Annotated in this window: 17 protein-coding genes; 10 read left to right on the top strand and 7 right to left on the bottom strand. The window is 64.8% G+C overall.

The window, feature by feature from the left end; translation table 11 throughout:
- Positions 1-99 precede the first annotated feature (99 nt).
- Positions 100-1,683 (bottom strand): type IV secretory system conjugative DNA transfer family protein, encoded by a 1,584-nt coding sequence (locus BN1313_RS07820; protein WP_091738693.1) that lies wholly within the window; start codon positions 1,681-1,683, stop codon positions 100-102.
- 46 nt (positions 1,684-1,729) lie between these two features.
- The gene (locus tag BN1313_RS07815; RefSeq protein ID WP_091738690.1) at positions 1,730-2,050 is read right to left on the bottom strand and encodes a mobilization protein; all 321 of its coding nucleotides are present in this window, start codon (positions 2,048-2,050) and stop codon (positions 1,730-1,732) included.
- A 379-nt stretch (positions 2,051-2,429) separates the two neighbouring features.
- On the opposite strand from BN1313_RS07815, the gene traA reads away from it, so the two are divergent.
- The 5 genes from traA (at position 2,430) to BN1313_RS07790 (ending at position 8,040) form a co-directional block, all read left to right on the top strand.
- On the top strand, positions 2,430-5,459 hold the full coding sequence (traA, locus tag BN1313_RS07810; RefSeq protein ID WP_091742501.1) for a Ti-type conjugative transfer relaxase TraA: 3,030 nt from the start codon (positions 2,430-2,432) through the stop codon (positions 5,457-5,459).
- A 15-nt stretch (positions 5,460-5,474) separates the two neighbouring features.
- On the top strand, positions 5,475-6,164 hold the full coding sequence (locus tag BN1313_RS07805; protein ID WP_091738687.1) for a DUF6118 family protein: 690 nt from the start codon (positions 5,475-5,477) through the stop codon (positions 6,162-6,164).
- Positions 6,165-6,291: 127 nt separating this feature from the next.
- The gene (locus BN1313_RS07800; protein WP_091738684.1) at positions 6,292-6,765 is read left to right on the top strand and encodes a mobile mystery protein A; all 474 of its coding nucleotides are present in this window, start codon (positions 6,292-6,294) and stop codon (positions 6,763-6,765) included.
- 324 nt (positions 6,766-7,089) lie between these two features.
- Positions 7,090-7,356, top strand: coding sequence for a Fic family protein (locus BN1313_RS16845; RefSeq protein ID WP_245620134.1), 267 nt, complete (start codon positions 7,090-7,092; stop codon positions 7,354-7,356).
- A 111-nt stretch (positions 7,357-7,467) separates the two neighbouring features.
- Positions 7,468-8,040: a hypothetical protein gene (locus BN1313_RS07790; protein ID WP_176695940.1), complete on the top strand. Its 573-nt coding sequence runs from the start codon at positions 7,468-7,470 to the stop codon at positions 8,038-8,040.
- Between the two features lie 18 nt (positions 8,041-8,058).
- Here the strand turns inward: BN1313_RS07790 and BN1313_RS07785 are convergent, their stop codons facing one another.
- A complete protein-coding gene (locus BN1313_RS07785; RefSeq protein ID WP_091738678.1) occupies positions 8,059-9,822 on the bottom strand; it encodes a DUF262 domain-containing protein in 1,764 nt (587 codons plus the stop codon).
- Positions 9,823-10,213: 391 nt separating this feature from the next.
- Here BN1313_RS07785 and BN1313_RS07780 point away from each other — a divergent pair, with 391 nt between their 5' ends.
- The 4 genes from BN1313_RS07780 to BN1313_RS07765 all read left to right on the top strand — a co-directional run bounded on the left by BN1313_RS07780 (position 10,214) and on the right by BN1313_RS07765 (position 12,885).
- Complete coding sequence (locus BN1313_RS07780) at positions 10,214-10,435, top strand: hypothetical protein (protein WP_091738675.1); 222 nt, start codon at positions 10,214-10,216, stop codon at positions 10,433-10,435.
- A gap of 320 nt (positions 10,436-10,755) precedes the next feature.
- Positions 10,756-11,214, top strand: a complete 459-nt coding sequence (locus BN1313_RS07775; protein WP_091738672.1) for a hypothetical protein — start codon at positions 10,756-10,758, stop codon at positions 11,212-11,214.
- 417 nt (positions 11,215-11,631) lie between these two features.
- Positions 11,632-11,814: a hypothetical protein gene (locus BN1313_RS07770; protein ID WP_091738669.1), complete on the top strand. Its 183-nt coding sequence runs from the start codon at positions 11,632-11,634 to the stop codon at positions 11,812-11,814.
- A 75-nt stretch (positions 11,815-11,889) separates the two neighbouring features.
- Positions 11,890-12,885 carry a class 1 fructose-bisphosphatase gene (locus BN1313_RS07765; RefSeq protein WP_091738666.1) on the top strand — a complete coding sequence of 332 codons (996 nt, stop codon included), beginning with the start codon at positions 11,890-11,892 and terminating at the stop codon, positions 12,883-12,885.
- A gap of 11 nt (positions 12,886-12,896) precedes the next feature.
- On the opposite strand, the gene BN1313_RS07760 is transcribed toward BN1313_RS07765, so the two are convergent.
- Positions 12,897-14,510, bottom strand: coding sequence for a Na+/H+ antiporter (locus tag BN1313_RS07760; RefSeq protein ID WP_091738663.1), 1,614 nt, complete (start codon positions 14,508-14,510; stop codon positions 12,897-12,899).
- A gap of 165 nt (positions 14,511-14,675) precedes the next feature.
- On the opposite strand from BN1313_RS07760, the gene BN1313_RS07755 reads away from it, so the two are divergent.
- Positions 14,676-15,932: a glycosyltransferase gene (locus tag BN1313_RS07755; RefSeq protein ID WP_091738660.1), complete on the top strand. Its 1,257-nt coding sequence runs from the start codon at positions 14,676-14,678 to the stop codon at positions 15,930-15,932.
- Here BN1313_RS07755 and BN1313_RS07750 read toward each other — a convergent pair.
- The 3 genes from BN1313_RS07750 to BN1313_RS07740 form a co-directional block, all read right to left on the bottom strand.
- A complete protein-coding gene (locus BN1313_RS07750) occupies positions 15,929-17,224 on the bottom strand; it encodes a M20/M25/M40 family metallo-hydrolase (protein ID WP_091738657.1) in 1,296 nt (431 codons plus the stop codon). The genes BN1313_RS07755 and BN1313_RS07750 overlap by 4 nt on opposite strands.
- An 84-nt stretch (positions 17,225-17,308) precedes the next feature.
- On the bottom strand, positions 17,309-17,758 hold the full coding sequence (locus tag BN1313_RS07745; RefSeq protein ID WP_091738654.1) for a DNA polymerase III subunit chi: 450 nt from the start codon (positions 17,756-17,758) through the stop codon (positions 17,309-17,311).
- 6 nt (positions 17,759-17,764) lie between these two features.
- Positions 17,765-19,219, bottom strand: a complete 1,455-nt coding sequence (locus BN1313_RS07740; RefSeq protein ID WP_091738651.1) for a leucyl aminopeptidase — start codon at positions 19,217-19,219, stop codon at positions 17,765-17,767.
- Between the last annotated feature and the right edge of the window lie 18 nt (positions 19,220-19,237).

The following is a 19,237-nucleotide window of genomic DNA, read 5'->3' as shown; positions in this document are numbered from 1 at the left end:
CATTGAGTGAGGCGGGCGCGTAGGCCCACCGGCAGCAGCTCGTCGATCTGGCTCTGGGAGCAGACCGGCGACGATACGGTTAGCGTCGCTGTCGACTCATCACGAGTCAAATCGCCCCGCGAACTCCGGATCGGCGAAATAGCGGACCTTTCGCGCGACCACGGGCGCCTTTCCTTGGCGCAGCAGGATTTCCAGGCTGGCATCAAGGCGCATGACCTCATCGGCCGTCAGCAATTCGCGCTTGCTGAGGTGGTCGGAGGTGGACGTGCTGGTCGTGGTTTGACGGAACAGGAACGGCCCAGGCGCCTGCGACACGCTGGAGCCTGCTGTCTGATAGGCCATGGTCATCGAACCGATGGAGCGCGAGACCCAGCTCGCGGTATCCACGTCGCCGACGTTGAAGACCTGGATCAGGCCGGCATTCGATAAAAACGTACCGGCGCGCTCGCCGTAGACGCTGGACAGTTGGTGTAGGTCCTGGAGGATCGGCCACAGTTGCAGACCGTAGCCCGCCATCAAGCCAAAGGCCTGCTCCAACGGCTCCAGCCGGCCCAATGCGGCGAACTCGTCCAGAAGCAACAACACCGGCGCTGGCGGACTCGCCGTGGACCGCGCCAGGGCGCCAATCGCCTGGGCGACCAGTAGGCGCAGCCATCGCGCGTGGGTGTTCAGCCGATCGGGTGGCAGGACCAGGAACACCGTGCAGGTTCCGGCCTTGAGATCCTCGAACCGGAAATCGGAATGATCGAGCACCGCCGCCATCCGTCGGCTGTCGAGGAAATGGGTGTGGCGCTGAGCGGAGGATAGGACGCCTGCGGCCTCGCGCCCCGTTTTGCTCAGGTGACGATTGGCGGCCCGCGCGACCAAGCCTCCCGCGCAGGTCGATTTCTGCATCATCATCAGCATGGCCGCGAATGTCTCCGGCGCTGCGGTCAGCAGCTCGCGCACGGTGACGAGGTTTCGAGTCTGCGGATTCTCATGGCAGACCACGTAGAGGATCACCCCCGCGATCAGCGCCTTGGCTTCCTCGTTCCAGTGGGCTTCGCCGATCTGGCCGGGCGGATCATAGACCAGGGCATCGGCCAGGAGCGCGGCGTCCTCCGCGAGTTCAGAGCTTTCCTCGTCCAACCCATCCAGCGGGTTGAACGCGGCGGACACGACGCCCGAGACGCCGAAGGGGTCGAGCACATCGACCGGCCCAAGCCGAAGGCGCGCCTGCACGGCGATGCGGGCGTTCTCACCCTTCGGGTCGATGCAGAGGATGGATCGCTGGGCGGTCAGCAGATTGGGAATAATGGCGCCTACGCCTTTGCCCGAGCGCGTCGGCGCGATGGTGATCAGATGTTGCTCGCCGCTATAGCGCAGCAGGCTTCCGCCTTTGCGGTTTTCCCGGCCGACGATGACGCCGTCAGGGCCGCCGAGTGAGGCGCGCACCTCCCGCTCGTTCGCCCAATGGGCGGAGCCATGGACGCCCCAAGAATTGGCGGGCGCGGTGCGATTGCGCCAATTGCCGAAGCCAATCACCACGCCAAGCAGCCCGCCCGCGACAGCCCATCGGTTCACGGCGACGTCGCTCAGGTGCTTGATCGCCGCGACCGGAATCAGAACCAGGTGCGCAAGGAGATTGCCGAGCACATAACCCGCGACCAGATAGACAATCAGCAAGATGGCGCGACGGATCATCCTCGCTCCGCATCAGCGTTCGGGCGCGCAGTGATGCGCGCCACCTTCAGGAGTGAGCTGAGGCCGAGGCCGGCGCCTTGTCGGCCGCTGGAGCCTTGCCGGCGTGCGTGTCGCCAAGCAGATCGGCGAACAGCGCTGCGTCGTCGTCGCGGCTTATGAAGCCCGGCAGTTCGCGTCGAAGCCAATCGGGCAACTGCTCCTTGGAAAAGCTGTCTTGGCCTTTCTCTAGCCGGTGCAGAAGAAAGGCGCCGAGCAGCACCTTGCGGCGCGTGTCCTTGGCCCGTTCTTGCTTGCCGAGTTTGGTCTGGAGCGACTTACGTTGGGCCTCCAGTTGGGCCAGCCGCTCGGCGATGGAACGCTTCACCATCGTGTCCTCCGATGTGGGCGCCCCCCACAGGGCTCACGATAGCCGCTGATAAAATATCCGCTAGCCAATTTTCAGCAACGCGAAGACGCATCATGCCCCATAGCGCGCGTTGAAAAGCGTAGCCGTTGCGTCGTTCCGCCGGTTTAGGTCTTATTGCGACGCGACTCTGTGTATCTCCAACATCATTGCGCAGGATATTGCCAAGCTTGCTCACAGGCGAGCCACACCGAGCGTTCTGAGCGCAGCGAAGATTAGTGAAGGGCGCACTTACGAGTTGCTGCGCAACTCACTGCTTGTTAGCGTCAGATCGACGGACCGAAGGCCGTATGGGGCCTACGCACCCTTGGCCCGCCAGGATGGACCCACAGGGGGGATCGTCATGGCGATCTATCATCTGGCCACCAAGCCGATCAGCCGTAGCGGCGGACGCAGCGCCGTGGCCGCCGCCGCCTACCGCGCCTCACAGAAGCTGACCAATGAACGCGACGGCCTGACCCACGACTTCACCCATCGGCGAGGCGTGGAGCATACCGAGATCGTCTTGCCGGAAGGCATAGAGGCGGAGTGGGCGCAGGGCCGCTCTCGCCTTTGGAACGGCGCCGAGGCGGCCGAGAAGCGCAAGGACGCGCGTGTGGCCCGCGAGATCGAAGTCGCGCTGCCTCATGAGCTGAGCGCCGATCAACGCTTGGAGCTGACGCGGGAGTTTGCCCACGGATTGGCCGACCGCTACGGCGTGGTCGTGGATTTCGCCATCCATAGTCCGCACGGCGACACCGACGTGCGCAACCACCACGCCCACATCATGATGACCACCCGCAAGGTGGACCGGGACGGGCTTGGCGAGAAATCTGACCTGGAGCTGGAGAACAAGCGGCTCGCTGCTCTGGGCCTGCCGACCTCGCACGATCAGCTCCGCGATATCCGCATGGATTGGGAGGATCGCGCCAACCGGCATCTGGCGCTCGCCGGCCACGACATCCGCATCGACCATCGCTCCCATCGCGACTGCGGTCTGGAGATCGAGCCGACCCAGCACATGGGCGTTCACGCGACCCAGATGGACCGGCGTGGAAAATCCGTGGTGCGCGCCCGCCAGGACGAAGATCAGGCCCGTCGAAACGCGGCGCTCATCCGCGAAAAGCCGGAACAGGCGCTGACCCTCGTCACAAATGAGAAGAGCGTGTTCGACCGCACCGACGTGGCGCGGACCCTGCACCGCTATATCGACGATCCTGACTCCTTCCAATCGGCCTTCACCAAGGCGATGGCCTCGCCCGCGCTGGTCGAGCTGCGGCCCGAGCAACGGGACGAATTCGGTCGGACCCTGGAGCCGGCGCGCTTCTCCACCAAGGAGATGATCGCGGTCGAGCGACAGATGGCCGACAGCGCCGACCGGATGGCCGGGAGCCGTGGGTTCAGCGTCAGTCGCAACCGCGTGGAACAGGCCATCGCAGATCGGCCGTTCCTGGCTGAGGAGCAGAGGCAAGCGGTTCGCCACATCACCGGACCCGAACACATCGAGGCCGTGGTCGGCATGGCCGGCGCCGGCAAGAGCACCATGCTCGGCGCCGCGCGCCAGGCGTGGGAGGCCGAGGGCTATGATGTGATGGGCGCAGCGCTTGCGGGCAAGGCGGCCGAAGGATTGGAGGAATCCTCCGGCATCCGCAGCCGGACGCTGGCCAGCTTTGAGCGCAGTTGGGAGCGTGGGCGCAACATGCTCAGCGCGCGCAGCGTGCTGGTGATCGACGAGGCCGGCATGGTGGGAAGCCGGCAGCTCTCACGCGTGCTCGCCGAGGCGGATCGCGCCGGCGCCAAGGTGGTGCTTGTGGGCGACCCCGAGCAGCTTCAACCGATTGGGCCGGGCGCGGCCTTCCGCGCCGTCGCCGAGCGCGTCGGCTTTGTGGAGTTGGGTGAAATCCGCCGGCAGCGCGAAGGCTGGCAAAGGGAGGCGTCCGTGGACTTCGCCAGTCACCGGACGCAAGCGGGCTTGTCGGCCTACGCCGAGCGCGGCGCGATCCGCTTCGAGGACGATATCGGCGCGGCCCGAAACGCCATCGTGGGCGACGTGATCGGCGACATGGACGCGCGGCCGGATGGCTCGCGGCTGGTGCTGGCGCATCGCCGCGCCGACGTGGCGGATTTGAACGATTCGATCCGCGCCGTTCGCCGAGGGCGAGGCGAACTTCAGGGCGAGCATCTCTACCAGACGACGGAAGGCGAGCGGGCGTTCGCGGCTGGCGACCGGCTGCTGTTCCGGGAAAACAACCGCGATCTCGGCGTGAAGAACGGAATGCTGGGAACGGTGGAGCGCGCCGAGCCCGGCCGGCTTGAGGTGCGCTTGGACACCGCCAGTAACCCCGGTCAGGGCCGCCGCGTTTCCATTTCGATGGCCGACTATGCCGCCGTGGATCACGGCTATGCGACGACCATTCACAAGGCCCAAGGGGCGACGGTGGACCGGACCTATGTGCTGGCGTCCGGCACGATGGATCGGCACCTGACCTATGTCAGCATGACCCGCCATCGCGACGAAGTGGCGCTCTATGCCGGCCGCGAGGAGTTCAAGGATGCGGACGCCCTGGCCGCGCGCCTCTCTCGCGCCGGCTTGAAGGAGACGACCCTCGACTATGCGGCCCGGCGCGGCATCGAAGAGCCGATTGTCGTCCCCCAATCGATGCAGCGCTCAGCACGGGCTCCCACCGAAGCGCCGCAGATCGAGCCCGAGCGCAGGCGCGGCATGTTCGACGGTCTCAGCTTGAACCGGCGAGCGAAGGCGCCCGAGATGAGCCGCGTCCAAGGCTTGTCATCCGCCACCCCGGTACAGTCCGGACGCTTGCCGCAGACGCCGCTGGAACCGGCCGTGGAGCGCTACGCCCGCGCCCTGGGCGATGCCGAGCGCATGCGCGCCCAAAAGCTTCCGGTCCTGGAATTTCAAAAGCGCGAATTGCGTGAATCCGGGGCGGCGTTGGACGGGGTGCGGCCGGGCGCGACGCGCGACCTTCACAGCGCTCTGCGTCACGAGCCGGCGACCTTCCGCGCGTTTCGGGATCTTCGTGGGGATGCGCGCGGCGCGGAGCTGGCCGGCGCCATTCGGCACGAGGAACGGGTGCGTCGCGATCCGGCGCTGAAAGCCGACCGGCTGGTCAAGGAATGGACGCGGCTGGAGGCGCAGCACGAGCGGCTGGACGGGTGGCGCCATGGCGCCGCGCGCAAGGGTGTCGAAGGCCGACTGAAGACCATCGCGGGAACCCTGAAGCGTGATCCGCAGCTTGAGTCGCTGGTGCGCGCTCGCGCCCCGTCCTTGGGCGTCGGACCAGGATCAACCCTGGCGCGGGTGATCGCTGCGCCGACCGTGCAGCGGGCGACAATCGAGATCGGCATTGGGCGCGACCGGGGGCTTTCGCGATAGCGACCGGAGGTAAGGATGGCGGAAGATCATGCGGGCGATCCCGCCCAGGCGTTCGAGGATTTGCGAGCGGAGGTGTCGGTCCTTCGGCGCGCCATCGAAGCCATGCCAGCCGCGATGCGCGAGAACCGGCCGCCCGACTACAGCCAGGACTTAGCCGTGATCGGCAAGGGGCTGGACGAGGTAGGCGAACAGCTTGAGGCCATCCTCAAGTCGCCCACGCTGGCGCGCACGCCGGAGCAACAGGGCCAGGCCATCGCCAACGCCGGCGCCAACCTCATCCGCGAGGCGTCGCAGCGGCTCGAAAGGGCCGCCCAGGAAGCCGAGCGCGAGCGCTCCCGCCTGTCCGGCATCATCGGTCAGGCATGGGCTCAGGATCGGCAATTCAAGCTCCTGTGCTGGACGTGCGCCGCCGCATTCGCGGTCGGACTCCTCCTGTCACCCATCATCGCGGGGTTCTTGCCGTTCGGGCTTAACGCCCGCGTCGCGACGCTGGTGATGCGGGAGGATCAATGGAAGGCGGGCAGTGCCCTAATGCGAAGGGGTAACCCGCAGGCTTGGGAACGCTTCAATGCTGACGCCGCCACGCTGAGCGGCAACCGCGAAGCCATTGATGCTTGCCGCGCCGCGCTCGCCCGAACCGGCAAAAGCCAGCGTTGCGTCCTCACTCTAACGCCTCCCGACGCCTCTGGGACCAAGCCACGCTAAAGGGCTCTCGATGCCTTATGAAGCACACATATATGCTGAGACACGGACCATCGCAGAACATTTGCATTCTTAACCAATTGCCATTCCAACACATATATGTTCTGTCTCTCTGCCCGGAGAAGAACACATGCATTCTAAGTCCGCCACTGCCGCGCTAGCCAGAAAGCACCTGGATCGCCGCCTCACGCCCCTGCGCAAGACGCAGGATTTGGCGCGCCCGGCGCGCGGCTGGATCAAGGCTATCCGCGAGGCGCTCGGCATGACAACGGCGCAGCTCGCCGAACGCATGGGCGTCGCCCAGACGCGCGTCAGCCGGATTGAGAAGGACGAAGTCGGCTCTGCCGTTACGCTTCGCACCCTCAGGCAGGCGGCCGAGGCAATGAACTGCACCCTGGTCTATGCACTTGTTCCCAACGAGGACCTGGAGCAGATCGTGCGACAGCGGGCGGCCGTTCTGACCAACGAACGGCTCAGCCGCACGCACCACACCATGAAGCTGGAGAACCAGGCGCTTTCCGAGCGGGATCTCAACGCCGAGCATTCACGGGTCTTCCGGGACATCCTCGAAGGCGATCCTCGCCGGCTGTGGACGTCCCAATGAGCGATCCGCTTACCGACGCGGATGACGAGGCCTCCACGCCGCTGACACCCGATGAACGCGCAGCGCTCATCCCGAGCTACGTCACCCTGCGCTCGGAACTCAATGAGACTGAACAGATCGGCATCGACGCGCGGACGACTGGGCTTTCGGGCGCCGGCGCGGTGACGTGCTCGACGAGGATTTCCTATGCGGCCTGCACAAACGGATGTTCGGCGACGTATGGGCCTGGGCCGGTGAATTCTCCAAAGAGACTGGCCGAAACATCGGCCTGGACACTTGGGAGATCGGGCCGGCGCTTCGCCAGTTGCTGGGCGACGTTCGCTATTGGATCGACACAAGAGCTTCCCGCCGGACGAAATCGCCACGCGCTTCCATCACCGGCTGGTGCTGATCCACCCGTTCCCGAACGGCAACGGACGCCTGTCGCGGATGGCGGCTGACCTTCTGATCGTTCAACTCGGCGGCCAGCGATTCAGTTGGGGCCGGGGCAATCTGATCGCCATCAGCGACCTGCGGAAGCGCTATGTGGACGCCCTGCGCGCGGCCGATGGCCAAGTCATCGAACCGCTTCTGAGGTTCGTGCGGTCCTGACTGCCGCCTGCCGCTAATCCTACGCCATACCCCTACGAATCCTGGAGCGCGGTTGATCGGTCGTGGTCGGCGCGCTCAATGGTCAGCTTGAGCGACGATCGGAGCAAGCCAGTGAGTGTGCAGACGCGCCTGGAGACGGAGGGAAGCACCGCCGCGCTCCACATGCGCTTCGCAGGCGGGCTCGAAAAACACTATCCCGTTGACCCAACCACGGCCCGCCGTGTTCGCGCGGCGCTCGCCAATGGCCAGCAGGGCTTCTTGGCGTTCGATGCTGCCGATGTCGCCGCAGTCATCAACTGCGCGAATCTCGCTTGGACCCAGGTAATCTTCGACCCCGATCCGATCATCGACGATGGTGGACACGGCGCTGCCGAGGCGGTGCTGGATTTTCGGCTCAAGCTCTATTTCGACGGCGAAGCCGAAGCCCAGGCGTTCGATGTCGAGCCCGACAAAGTGGAGATATCCCAGGAGGCCGGCGAAGGTGGCGCCGAGGTGCAGTGGCTCCTCTCGCTGCTGGAGGCGTCAGGCGATCATCAGGACGTCATGTCGTTCGCCAGCGCGGACGGAGAGGTGATCTTCAATCTGTCCCGCCTCTGTCTGATCGAGGCGCCAATGGTCACTGTCCGTCCAAGCAAGCTTGCAACAGCCATAGAAGACCATGTCGTAGCGATCAGGCCGATTTAGGAATTGGGATCGATAGGGCTACTTATTCAAAACATCTAGCAGACGTTTTTTCATCAGATCGCGGCGCGTCTCGAAGAACTGCCGGAAGCCCAACAACCCTTCGCCGACACCCGAGCCGATGTCGTGAGCGGACTGATATTGGGTGCGCTCAACCTTGTCCGGGAACCTGTTGAACAGCCAATCGGCCGGAAGCACCGCTTGCTTTTCGACGTTCTCAGCGCCCGCCAATAGTTGGAGATTGGGCATCTGATTGCGCCGGCCGGAAACCCAGCTGATCTCTTCGTCCGGCCACTCCCGTTTCTTGAGTTCGGCCCATTTTAGCTGAGACTCAGGGAAGACATGGTCGACGTGATATTGGTTGCGGAGATCGACGAAGGGGTAGAGCAGCGAAAGGGCGAGGAAGGTGTTCGGCTTTCCGTATTCCGCCTGCAGCAACACCTCGATCTCACGCTCATCGAACGTCAGCGGCTTTCCGCGAGCGGCCATGGCCTCTCGAATCTCGGCCGCAGGAAAGCTGTCGCTTCCTGTGTCTCGGATGGTGGCGCGCAGAAGCGTCAGCAAGGTGTCCAGCCCACTTCCCCAAATGCCAGATGGTTTGAGCAGGGAAGCAACGAGCCACCGCCGAATTTCTCCGCGATCTTCAGCGTGTTTTGTATGGGTCAGGTAGCTTTCCTGGGCCTCGATTTTATAGAGGTAGTAGGCAATCGGCAGGAGCGAGCTGACGGCTCGCAAGTTCTGTCGATTGAGGCCGAACTGTGAGGCCAGGTGCGCCGTGAGGATGAGGGCCACGCGAATGCGGCGCCAGTTGTCTTCCAGAAGCGCCATGTTGGGACGCGTGAAGTTTTCAACCCTGAAACCCACGCTTGCCACGTCGGTGAGCATAAGGCCCGCCTTGAGCACATAGTTTTGCGTGAACGAGAACCCCGCGCGGATCTGGTTCATCTCGTCCACCAGTGAGGCGATTTCTTTCCGCGCATCGAGCTTCGCCCACTGTGAGACGATGATGCTGTGGAGAAGGTCGGACTGGGAAAGGAGCGTGCCCGCGCTGTTGAGCCTGATGAAGATGTTCAGCACCCGCTCAAGGTCGGGGCTCTGTTCCTCGTAATACTGAACAACCGGATCGACGTGGATCACCTTGTAGAGCTTGTCGAGCGCCTCGAACGCGACATTGAGGTCGTCCCCCTCTAGGCCGCCTTCCTGCAATAGCCGCAGCATGCTTGGACCGCTCTGAAGCGCGAGGATGTCACTGACGAGGAACCAGAACTCTCTTCCAGGCACATAAGGCCTGGCGTCTTCGAGGAATCGGAAGTCGTAGCGAGACTTCTCCAGCTCGCCTTCGGGAGCCTCCTGCTCGCTTACACGGGACAGAAGGTTCAGGAACAGCCGCCACTTTGGATAGGCATCGACAGTCGTCTCGCGCGCGTGTTTGCGTTTGAGCGCGATCGAGCCGCGTAGGCCAATGTTGAGGGCTGTGAGCCGCTGCTGGCCGTCCAAGACCGCTACGACCTCGCGGTTGGAGATCGGGCCGTGTTCCGGACAATGACGCCCCGTGCGCTCATGGTAGTCGCGGATGAAGTCGTAGAATTTCCAATCGCCGACACGATCAGGCGAGATCTTCCAAAAGAGGAAGGTCCCGAACGGGAACCCACGCATCAGGCTGTCGAAGAAGCCGGTGATCTGCTCCGTCTTCCACACAAACTCCCGCTGAATCGCTGGAAGGACCCAGTTCTTTTGCTCAATGTCATTGAGCGCAGCTCTGATGGTGCCGCCCGGCTTGTACATTCCGCCCCCAACCTACCCTAATTCGAACTGCCGTCAGACAGTAGGGCAACCAGCAATGGCCCGGCTAGGTGAGCACTCACCAAGCCGGGTCCGAGCTGTCCCCTCCCGGGACTCAAGTACAGCTTACTTCCACCAGTTGGGAGCGACAGCACGCTTGGTCATAGGCTTTCCGCTTATGCGTTTACGGGACATCTCCGGCTTCGAGCGGTGAGCGTTCTGCGCCAGGCCCGCCGCCGGTCAACCCAGCTCGCTTCCTTCGCCTTCGGCTCCGTGCAGCTCCGCTCCCTGCGGGCGCGCTGACGCGCGGGGTGTGACCGCCGGCTCATGGCCCGGCGCCTTGGCTCCCCATGAAGCCGCGGGATGGTCCCGCGGCGGATGAAGGAGAAACACCATGGCCAAGCTGAACCTCCAACCCACGCTGCCCGGCCGCAAGCCGACCCATCGCCTCTACCGCGTCCTCGGCGACGGCAAGACCGCAATCTGGACCCCCATCGGCGCCGCGTGGCCGAACAAGGATGGCCTGGGCTTCAGCCTTCAGTGCGACGCGATCCCACTGCATGGGCGACTGGTCCTACGGGCGATCACGGACCGAGAAGACGCCGAGGCGGCATGATTGGACTTAACCAGCGGTCGCTTGCAGTGGCCGCTGGTGCTCCTCTGCAAATGCGCACCGCGTAGGCTGACAGGCCGCAAGTCGGTTATACCGAACTGTGGTGAAGCTGAGGGCTGATCATGGGGTGTAATGCCTGGAACCACGTAGGCTGCAACTGCGGGTGGGGAGGCTCGAACTACGGCCGGTCCACAACGCCGGCCCGGGAAAGCCTTTCGCGTTCGGCCGCCCGCGAGGTCTGGCGCTCGTTTGTGAATCCAAACGCCCGCTGCCCGGAATGTCAGCGTCCAGTCTTCTACTACCAGTCAGAAAATGGCGGCCGGGTGTTTTTCGATCAGCTCGGCTGGCCTTGGCCCAAGCACCCCTGCACCGACCGTCCAACGTGGCGCTGGCCGGCCGGTACGGGGTTCAGACTGAGGGATGGCGACGTCAAGGAGCCAAGCAACGCACCCGCTTGGCAGCTCGACGGCTGGGTTCCCGTTGCAAAGGTCGAAAGGACCTCCGGCCGACCTGCCCGGAAGATCAGAGACAGCCTGACGGGTGCAATCGTTTGGTCCGCTGAAGACGCGAGCGAGCTGAAGGTCCTCTGGCCGCAGCGCGTCAGCTTCAACTGGAACGGCCCAGTGATGATGCGGCAGGACCCTCGATCGCCTCACCGCGTGGAGTTCGAGACCGTCCGGTGGGATGGCGATGCTCTGCGGGTCGAGCGGCTGGTAGCGGTGAAGAATGACATCCTGACTACCGTGCCCACGCTTCTCAGCCGACTGCGCGAAAGGCGTTGACCTTCATTGGGCCGTCCCGACGGAGGGGGCATCCAGGTCGCGATCCACGAAGACTACGAGAGAGAACCAAGAGGTGACACGTTCAGCGCGGACACACTTTTGGCCACACCCCCAAAACGCATCCGTTGTAACTAACTGTTTGTATGATATAATTTTCTAGTCCGGTCGGAACCTAAATCCAGTGCGTCTACCAATTCCGCCACATCCGCGACGGCGTTCTCCTAGGGAAATCCCCTCGGGAGAGCAAGGGCGGGCGGAGCAGCCCAGCCGGACGACGGTGCTGAAGACGCATCCCATATGTTATCATATGTTAATTTGTCGCAGGCCGGTCGCATTCCCCATCTCGCACTGCAGCGCTAATGATGCAGCGCACTGTAGCGCTTGAGTCTCGCACCCTCCCCCCAAAGGCCAGACCCGATGTCCGAACCGCAGCCCCAACGGTACGCGCCGCTGCGCGCGTCATCCGTCATGCGTCTCATCCGCACTTTCATCAGCGACGAATGCGGCGCAAGTCGAATTGAGGGGCCGCCAATCGTTCGCGCCGGCCTGATCGGTCTGCTTCTGTTGGTGGTGGTCGCTGGACTGACACACGTCGTCTAGGTGTTTTGCCCGAAAGGCTTGAGCGTTCGCGCGCCTCTCGGCTAAGTCCTTGCGCAGCCCTACTAGGACACCTCCATGCGCAAGACCCTGACCCAGTTCCTCGTCGAGCAGCAGCGCGTCGGCGCGCCCCAGCAGCTTGGCTTCCTGATCGAGGTGGTCTCCCAAGCCTGCGTCACGATCGCCAACGCCGTGAACAAGGGCGGCATCGAAGGGGTCTTGGGCGCTCTGGACCAGGAGAACATCCAAGGCGAAGTCCAGAAGAAGCTCGACGTCATCGCCAATGACATCATGTTGGCGGTGAATGGCTGGGGCGGTCATCTCGCCGGCCAGGCTTCCGAAGAGATGGACACCATCGTCCCTGACGCCCAGACCGGCGGCGAGTACCTGCTGGTCTATGATCCCATCGACGGCTCCAGCAACATCGACGTCAACGGCGTGGTCGGCACCATCTTCTCCGTCCTGAAGGCGCCCAGCGCCGCCGAAGGTCGCGTCGCCACCGAGGCCGACTTCTTGCAGCCCGGCGTCCAGCAGGTGGCCGCCGGCTACGCCATCTATGGTCCGCAGACCGTGCTGGTGTTGACGCTTGGCGCAGGCGTCCAGGCGTTCAGTCTCGACCGTGAGACCGGTGCATGGGTGCAGACCAGCGAGGCCATGCAGATTCCGCGGAAGACGAAGGAATTCTCGATCAACATGGCCTACCAGCGACATTGGCCGGCGCCCGTGTCGCGCTATGTGGCCGAGGTTCTGGCGGGCAGAGACGGGCCGCGCGGCGTGGATTTCAACATGCGCTGGATGGGTTCAATGGTCGGAGACGTCCACCGCGTTCTGACCCGCGGCGGGGTCTTCATGTACCCGACGGATGAACGCGCCGACATGACCGCCGGCAAGCTGCGCCTGATGTATGAGGCCAATCCGATCGCCTTCCTCGTCGAACAGGCCGGGGGCATGGCGACGGACGGCGCGCGACGGATCATGGAGCTGCAACCCGAACGCCTGCACCAACGCACGGGCGTGATCCTGGGCTCCGCCGATGAGGTCGCGCTCATCGCCGACTATTACAGCAAGGCCTAGGACCGGGCGCCCTAGCGCGCTTCGCGCAGGTCGATGTCCCGCACGAGGCGCTGGCCGGCCGCGCCATCCAACTCACGCGCGCGGATGCGGCGGCGAACTTCCGCCCGCTCAGCTTCCAACCCCACCAGAAGAAGTTTGCGCTCGATCTGATCGACATGGGGTCCTTGGCCCACGGCGTCGCGGCGGCCTTCTATCCGCTGCCGATAAAGTTCCATGATCCGACCGGCGGTGTCGGTGTAGAGATCGGCGTCTTCGCGGCCTGCGGCCAGTTTGTGCTGCTCCGCCTCGATCGCCAGGATGGCGGCATGTGCGGCCGCGCTGCGCGCCTCGTCGATCTCAGCCTGCCGTGAAGGCTCCGGCGGCAGTTCCAGACCTCGCAGAACCTTGGGCAGCAGAACGCTCGCAGCGACCATCGAGACCAGGATCACGCCCGCGGCCAGGAAGATCGCCAGGTCGCGCGCCGGGAACGGCGAGCCATCGGTCAGCGTCAGGGGCAGGGTCAGCACGCCGGCCAGGGTGATTGCGCCCCGGACCCCGGCCAGCGACATGGCCGCCACCAGCCGCCAGCTGACCGAAGGCCTCGGCTCTCCGCGCCGGACAGCCTTGAACAGCGTCCACCGCAAGGAAAGCCACACCCAGGCGAACCGCAAGCCGCCCAGGGCAAGGCAGATCGCCAACACATAGATCAGCAGCCACCAGGGCTCGGCATGGCCGGTGATGCGGATCGTATCTGACGCCTTGCCGATAAGGCCCGGCATCTGTTCGCCCAGCAGGACGAAGATCACGCCATTCGCCGCGAACTGCACGCTGTCCCAGACCGCGGCCCGCCGCACCCGCGTGGCGGCGAGCGCGCGGCCCCGCTGCTCGGCGAAGCTCATCGTCACGCCCGCCGCCACCGCGGCCAGGATGCCTGAGCAATGAAGCTTTTCCGCCAGGATGTAGGCGCCGAAGGGGATCAAGAGACTGACCAGGACCTGGGTGCCCGTGTCCTCGCCCAGGCGTTCACCGATCCACTGCTTGGCCCGCGTCGCCGTCCAGGTGACGCCGAAGCCGATGGCGATGCCGCCGAAGGCCAGCCAGGCGAAGGTGACCAGCGCCTGCGATGGCGAGAAGACCCCGGTCAAGGCGGCGGCGACGGCGAAGCGCATGCACACCAGACCCGAGGCGTCGTTCAGCAGCGATTCGCCCTCCAGGATGTGCATCATCCTCTTGGGGATCGGCGCGCGAGCCGCGATCGCCGACACCGCGATCGGGTCTGTCGGCGAGATCACGGCCGCCAGGGCGAAGGCCACCGCCAGCGGCACCGCGGGGATCAGCCAATGGATGAAAATCCCGACGCAGAGCACCGTCAGGATCACCAGGCCGATGGCCAATTCCAGGATGGTCGCCCGGTCGCGAAACAGCTCGTCCTTCGGAATCCGCCAACCATCAAGAAACAGCAATGGCGGCAGGAAAAGCAGGAAGAACAGCTCAGGGTGCAACTCGACGGTCGGAATCGCCGACAAGGCGATGCCCGCGCCCAGGCTCATCTGCACGATCGGCAGGGGCAGTCGCGTGAAGCGGGCCAGCCCGCCGCTCACGACCACGGCCAAAAGCAGGTTCAGGATCGTCGGAACAGGACTCATGAAGCCTCCAGCCGGCCGCTCCCCGACCCTGGGCGGCGCATCCGCCTTCAGGCGACGACGCTTCCCCTGCGCAGGGCAATTATGGGCAGGTGATGCGTCTGCGCCGCGACACTCCTAACAGCAGCATAGGTGACAGGCGCAGGCTGAATCGGCAGAAGGAAGGCCATGGCTCGCGGCGTGCTCTTCGTACACAACAATTTCCCGGCGCAGTTCCGCACCCTGGCGCAGACCCTGGTGGCGCGCGGCGTGCCGGTCTACGCCATCGGCGCCAAGGGCGCGCCGGGGCTGGACGGGGTGAGGCTGGCGCGCTGCGCCCTAATTCGGGGCACCACAGAAGGAATCCTTCCCCTCGCGGTCCGCGCCGAAGCCGACATGATCCGCGGCCGCAGCGCGCTGAACGGGGCCTTGGCGATGAAGAAGGAAGGCTTCGAGCCGACGGTCATCATCGGTCATCCAGGCTGGGGGGAAACGCTGTTTCTTGCCGAGGTCTGGCCAGAGGCCAAGCAGCTGCTGTTCTCGGAGTTCTTCTACAAGGGCCGCGACTCCGACATCGACTTTGATCCGGAATTTTCGAAGCCCACGGATGAATCGCGCCTCGTGGCGCGCAGCAAGAACGCCGCCATGTCGTACGCCCTCGCTCAGGCCGACGTGCTGGTCGCCCCTACAGAGTTCCAAGCCTCGCTGCTGCCGCGCATCTTCCGCGAGCAAACCCAGGTCATCCACGAAGGCATTGACGTCGACGCAATCCGGCCGGGCCCGGCCGAGCCCTTCGTCCTGCCGGATGGGCGGGTCATCGCGCCAGGCGCGCCGGTCATCACCCATGTGAATAACAAGCTGGAGCCGCTGCGGGGACTGCACATCTTCCTGCGCGCCCTGCCCCGTCTGCTGAAAGAAGTCCCCAACGCCGAGGTGCTGATCTTCGGAAATCCCACCAAGTCCGGCTATGGCGGCGCGGCGCCTGATGGCCTGACCTGGAAGGATGTCTGCATGCGCGGGCTTGAGGACAAACTCACACCGGACCGGGTCCACTTCATGGGCAGGGTGCCGTTGGCGAAGATGCACGCGGGCATGCGGCTGGGCGCGGCCCACGTCTACTATTCCTACCCCTTCGTGCTCTCCTGGTCGCTGGTCGAGGCGATGGCGCTCGGTTGCAACGTGATCGGATCGGACACCGCCCCTTTGCGCGACGCAATCGACGATGGGGTCAACGGGACGTTGCTGCCATTCTTTGATGTCGATGCGCTGTCGCTGGCCATGATCGACGCTTGCCGCAATACGCAGGCCAGCGTTGGCCTGCGCGCCGCCGCGCGCGAAAAGGCCGTCGCCAAGTTCGACTCCCGACGCGGCACGGCGGCCTGGCTGCGGCTGATCGTTGAGGCGGGAATGCCCATCCCCGGCGTCAGCCGCACCCTCCAGTACTAACGCGCTGCGCCGGCCAGGCTGACGATCGTCGCCAGGTTGATCGTCATGAACTTAACCGCCTTGGCCTTGTCTATGGTCATGGCTTCATCCAGCGAGTGCGCGCGCACCCCGTCGAAGCCTGAACCGATGGTGATGGCCGGGATGCCCATGCTCATCGGTATGTTGGAGTCGGTTGATCCCGTGCCGAAACTGGGGGTCACGCCCGCCGCGGCCATCGACGCCATCGCCACCTGGACGATCTCGGCCGTCTTCAGGGTCTCGCCGACAGGGCGGTCGCCGATGACGGTGTTTTCGATGGTGATCTTACCAGCCTGCGTCGAGCGCGCCGCGTTCTCGGCGTCCGCCGCAGGCTGCAGCAACGACAGATAGCGCTGCTCTATGGCGTCCAGCGCGGCCTTGCTGTCGGAACGCATATCAATCTCGGCGGTCATCTCGAACGGGATTGAGTTGACCGACGTCCCGCCCGTGATCGAACCGATGTTGAAGGTGGTCTTCGGCGTCGTCGGGACCTGCGATTTGCCAAACTCGGCCAGGAAATTGCCCATGGCGTAGGCCGGGTTCACCAAACCAAAGGCGCCGAAGCTATGGCCGCCCGGACCTTTGAACTTCAACCGATAGCGCTTCGAGCCCGGACCCGCGGCGGTCAGCCGTTCCGTACCAGGCTCCACCGCGATGAAGTATTTGATCTGCTTGCCCAGCGCGCTCTTGGTGAACAGGTGGCGCATACCGCGGAGGTCGCCGGGGCCTTCTTCGCCGACGTCGCCCATGAAGACGATGTCAGACTGGGTTTTCACGCCCGCGGCATCCAGAGCGCGGATCATGGCCAGGAGTGAGGCAAGGCCCGCCGTGTCGTCGCCGATACCCGGCGCCTTCAGGATGGCGCCCTCACGCTTCACCTTCACATCGGTGCCCTCGGGGAACACTGTATCGAGGTGTGCGGTGACCAGGACGACCTTCCCGCCCCCGCCACCCAGACCCTTGCGCACGCCATAGACGTTGCCGACTTCATCCATCTGGACGTCCGACAGCCCCGCCTTCTTCAACAGTTCGAGGTAAGCCTTGCCGCGAGCTTCCTCCTTGAAAGGCGGCGCGGCGATCTCGGTCAGCATGATCCAGTCGGCGACCTGCTGGTCGAAATTGCGCTCCAGAGCCTGGCCGACCGCGGCGAAGGCCGCGCTCGACATCAGCTTCTTCTGCGCGGCGACATGCTTGGCGGACGGCGCCTGAGCATACGCAGCCGTGCCCCCCACGATCAGGACAGCGGCCAGCACCGCGACAGACTTCAGGCTCATGGCTTCCTCCAACACGCGGGTCTACGGCCCGGTTCGAAGAGGACCATGCGTTGTGCCGTGTGACGGATCAACCGTCGTCGACGCCTAGGCTTGCTTCTCCCAGCCACGCGCCATCTGGCGCCAATAGGAGAGGTTCAGGCCCTCGCGCTTGAGCGCGCTCCACTGCGCGCGAGCGACCGCCAACTGCGCCTCGTCGCCGCCGTCGAAAAGGACCAGGCACCGCTCATAGCCCTCCACTGCGCCCGCCTCGGCCCCATCGATGAGGAACAGAGCCTGCGCGCCATTGGCGTTCTCGAAACCGGTGGTCAGCAGTATCGGTTGGCGCGATGCGCCCGGTTCGTCGTCCGGGCCATGCGGCAGGAAACTTTCGTCGCGATAGGTCCAGAGCCAGGAGTCGAGCGCGGCGACCCGCTCAGGTTGGCGCGCCCGCACGACCGCTCGCCACCCCCGGCCGAGAGTCTTCTCGAGAAGCTCCGGCAGGGCCTGGTCCAGCCCGGTGCGTTCCAGGTGATAGAACCAGACCTCCGCCGGCATCTCGAACTAGCCTTCGTACTTGTCGGCCACCATGCGGTTGAGCAACCGCACGCCGTAGCCGGTGGCGCCTTCAGGACTGGTGGGCACGGCGCCATTCTTGCGCCAGGCGGTCCCGGCGATGTCCAGGTGCGCCCAAGGCAGGTTGTTCTCGACGAAACGCTGGATGAACAAGGCCGCGGTGATCGAGCCGCCCGGCCGGGCGCCGACGTTCTTCATGTCGGCGATGGGCGAGTCGATGTTGCGGTCATATTGCGCCGGCATCGGCATCCGCCACAGAGGCTCGGCCTCGGCGGTCGAGGCGTCCAACAGGTTCTGCGACAGCTCGTCGTTGTTGGAGAACAGCCCAGCCAAGTCCATGCCCAGGCTGACGATGATGGCGCCGGTGAGCGTCGCCAGGTTGACGATGAACTTCGGCTTGAAGCGCTGCTGGGTGTAGGTGATCGCGTCGGCCAGGACCAGACGACCCTCGGCGTCGGTGTTGATCACCTCGACGGTTTGCCCGGACATGGTGGTGACCACGTCGCCGGGCCGCTGGGCGTTGCCGTCGGGCATGTTCTCGACCAGACCAATGACGCCGACGACGTTCACCTTCGCCTTCCGGCCGGCGAGCGCATACATCAGCCCCGTGACGGCGGCGGCGCCGCCCATGTCGAACTTCATGTCCTCCATGCCGTCAGCCGGCTTGATCGAGATGCCGCCAGTGTCGAAGCAAACGCCCTTGCCGACGAAGGCGATGGGCTGGGCGTCCTTATCGTCCGCGCCTTTCCAGCGCATGATGGCGAGCTGGCTTTCGCGGACGCTCCCCTGGCCCACGCCTAGCAAGGCGCCCATGCCCAGCTCGGTCATTTCCGCCTCGCCAAGGACCTCGACCTCGAGGCCAAGACTCTCCAGCGCCTTCACGCGGCGCGCGAATTCCGCCGGATAGAGGATGTTGGCTGGCTCCGACACGAGGTCGCGAGCGAAGGCCACGCCATCGGCGACGGCCGCCAGGCCGGCGAAGGCCGCGAGCGCAGCGTCGGGATCCGCCACAAGAATTTGGGCGGCCTTGACCGTCGGCTTTTTCTCCGCGGCTTCCTTAGTGCGGTACTTGTCGAACCGGTAGCTCGCCAGACGCAGGCCCAGCGCCGCGTGCGCCGCCAAGTTCACGTCCTGAGACGGTAATTCGACGCGCAGCGCTTCAAGTCCCGATAGCTTCACCGCATGGTAGGCCGAAGCCGCCGCGTGCTCCGCGCCCAGGGCGTCGAAGCCATCCGGCTTGCCTGCGCCGACGACCACGACGCGGACCGCGCCTGAGGCGTCCTGCGCCAGCAAATCCAGGATTTGTCCCTTCTGGCCGGTGAACCGGCTCGCCGCCTGGGCCTGAGCCTGGGCGCCTTCAAGCACGGCGCCTTCCAGGACGATACGGACCAGAGCGGTCTTCGCCGGCGTCGGCGCTCCGCTTGCGACGAACTCAATTTCCATGGGCCATCCTTCTTATGC

The sequence above is a fragment of the Phenylobacterium immobile (ATCC 35973) genome, from assembly GCF_001375595.1.
Lineage (GTDB): Bacteria > Pseudomonadota > Alphaproteobacteria > Caulobacterales > Caulobacteraceae > Phenylobacterium > Phenylobacterium immobile.
This window is presented reverse-complemented; position numbering and strand designations above follow the sequence as displayed.

What these genes read in the sequence shown, in the direction of transcription:
- BN1313_RS07740 (WP_091738651.1), bottom strand. Translation starts at nt 19,219, where the DNA reads ATGGAAATTGAGTTCGTCGCAAGCGGAGCGCCGACGCCGGCGAAGACC.
- BN1313_RS07765 (WP_091738666.1), top strand. Translation starts at nt 11,890, where the DNA reads ATGCGCAAGACCCTGACCCAGTTCCTCGTCGAGCAGCAGCGCGTCGGC.
- BN1313_RS07745 (WP_091738654.1), bottom strand. Translation starts at nt 17,758, where the DNA reads ATGCCGGCGGAGGTCTGGTTCTATCACCTGGAACGCACCGGGCTGGAC.
- BN1313_RS07815 (WP_091738690.1), bottom strand. Translation starts at nt 2,050, where the DNA reads ATGGTGAAGCGTTCCATCGCCGAGCGGCTGGCCCAACTGGAGGCCCAA.
- BN1313_RS07750 (WP_091738657.1), bottom strand. Translation starts at nt 17,224, where the DNA reads ATGAGCCTGAAGTCTGTCGCGGTGCTGGCCGCTGTCCTGATCGTGGGG.
- BN1313_RS07770 (WP_091738669.1), top strand. Translation starts at nt 11,632, where the DNA reads ATGTCCGAACCGCAGCCCCAACGGTACGCGCCGCTGCGCGCGTCATCC.
- BN1313_RS07805 (WP_091738687.1), top strand. Translation starts at nt 5,475, where the DNA reads ATGGCGGAAGATCATGCGGGCGATCCCGCCCAGGCGTTCGAGGATTTG.
- BN1313_RS07785 (WP_091738678.1), bottom strand. Translation starts at nt 9,822, where the DNA reads ATGTACAAGCCGGGCGGCACCATCAGAGCTGCGCTCAATGACATTGAG.
- BN1313_RS07820 (WP_091738693.1), bottom strand. Translation starts at nt 1,683, where the DNA reads ATGATCCGTCGCGCCATCTTGCTGATTGTCTATCTGGTCGCGGGTTAT.
- BN1313_RS07780 (WP_091738675.1), top strand. Translation starts at nt 10,214, where the DNA reads ATGGCCAAGCTGAACCTCCAACCCACGCTGCCCGGCCGCAAGCCGACC.
- traA (WP_091742501.1), top strand. Translation starts at nt 2,430, where the DNA reads ATGGCGATCTATCATCTGGCCACCAAGCCGATCAGCCGTAGCGGCGGA.
- BN1313_RS07755 (WP_091738660.1), top strand. Translation starts at nt 14,676, where the DNA reads ATGGCTCGCGGCGTGCTCTTCGTACACAACAATTTCCCGGCGCAGTTC.
- BN1313_RS07800 (WP_091738684.1), top strand. Translation starts at nt 6,292, where the DNA reads ATGCATTCTAAGTCCGCCACTGCCGCGCTAGCCAGAAAGCACCTGGAT.
- BN1313_RS07760 (WP_091738663.1), bottom strand. Translation starts at nt 14,510, where the DNA reads ATGAGTCCTGTTCCGACGATCCTGAACCTGCTTTTGGCCGTGGTCGTG.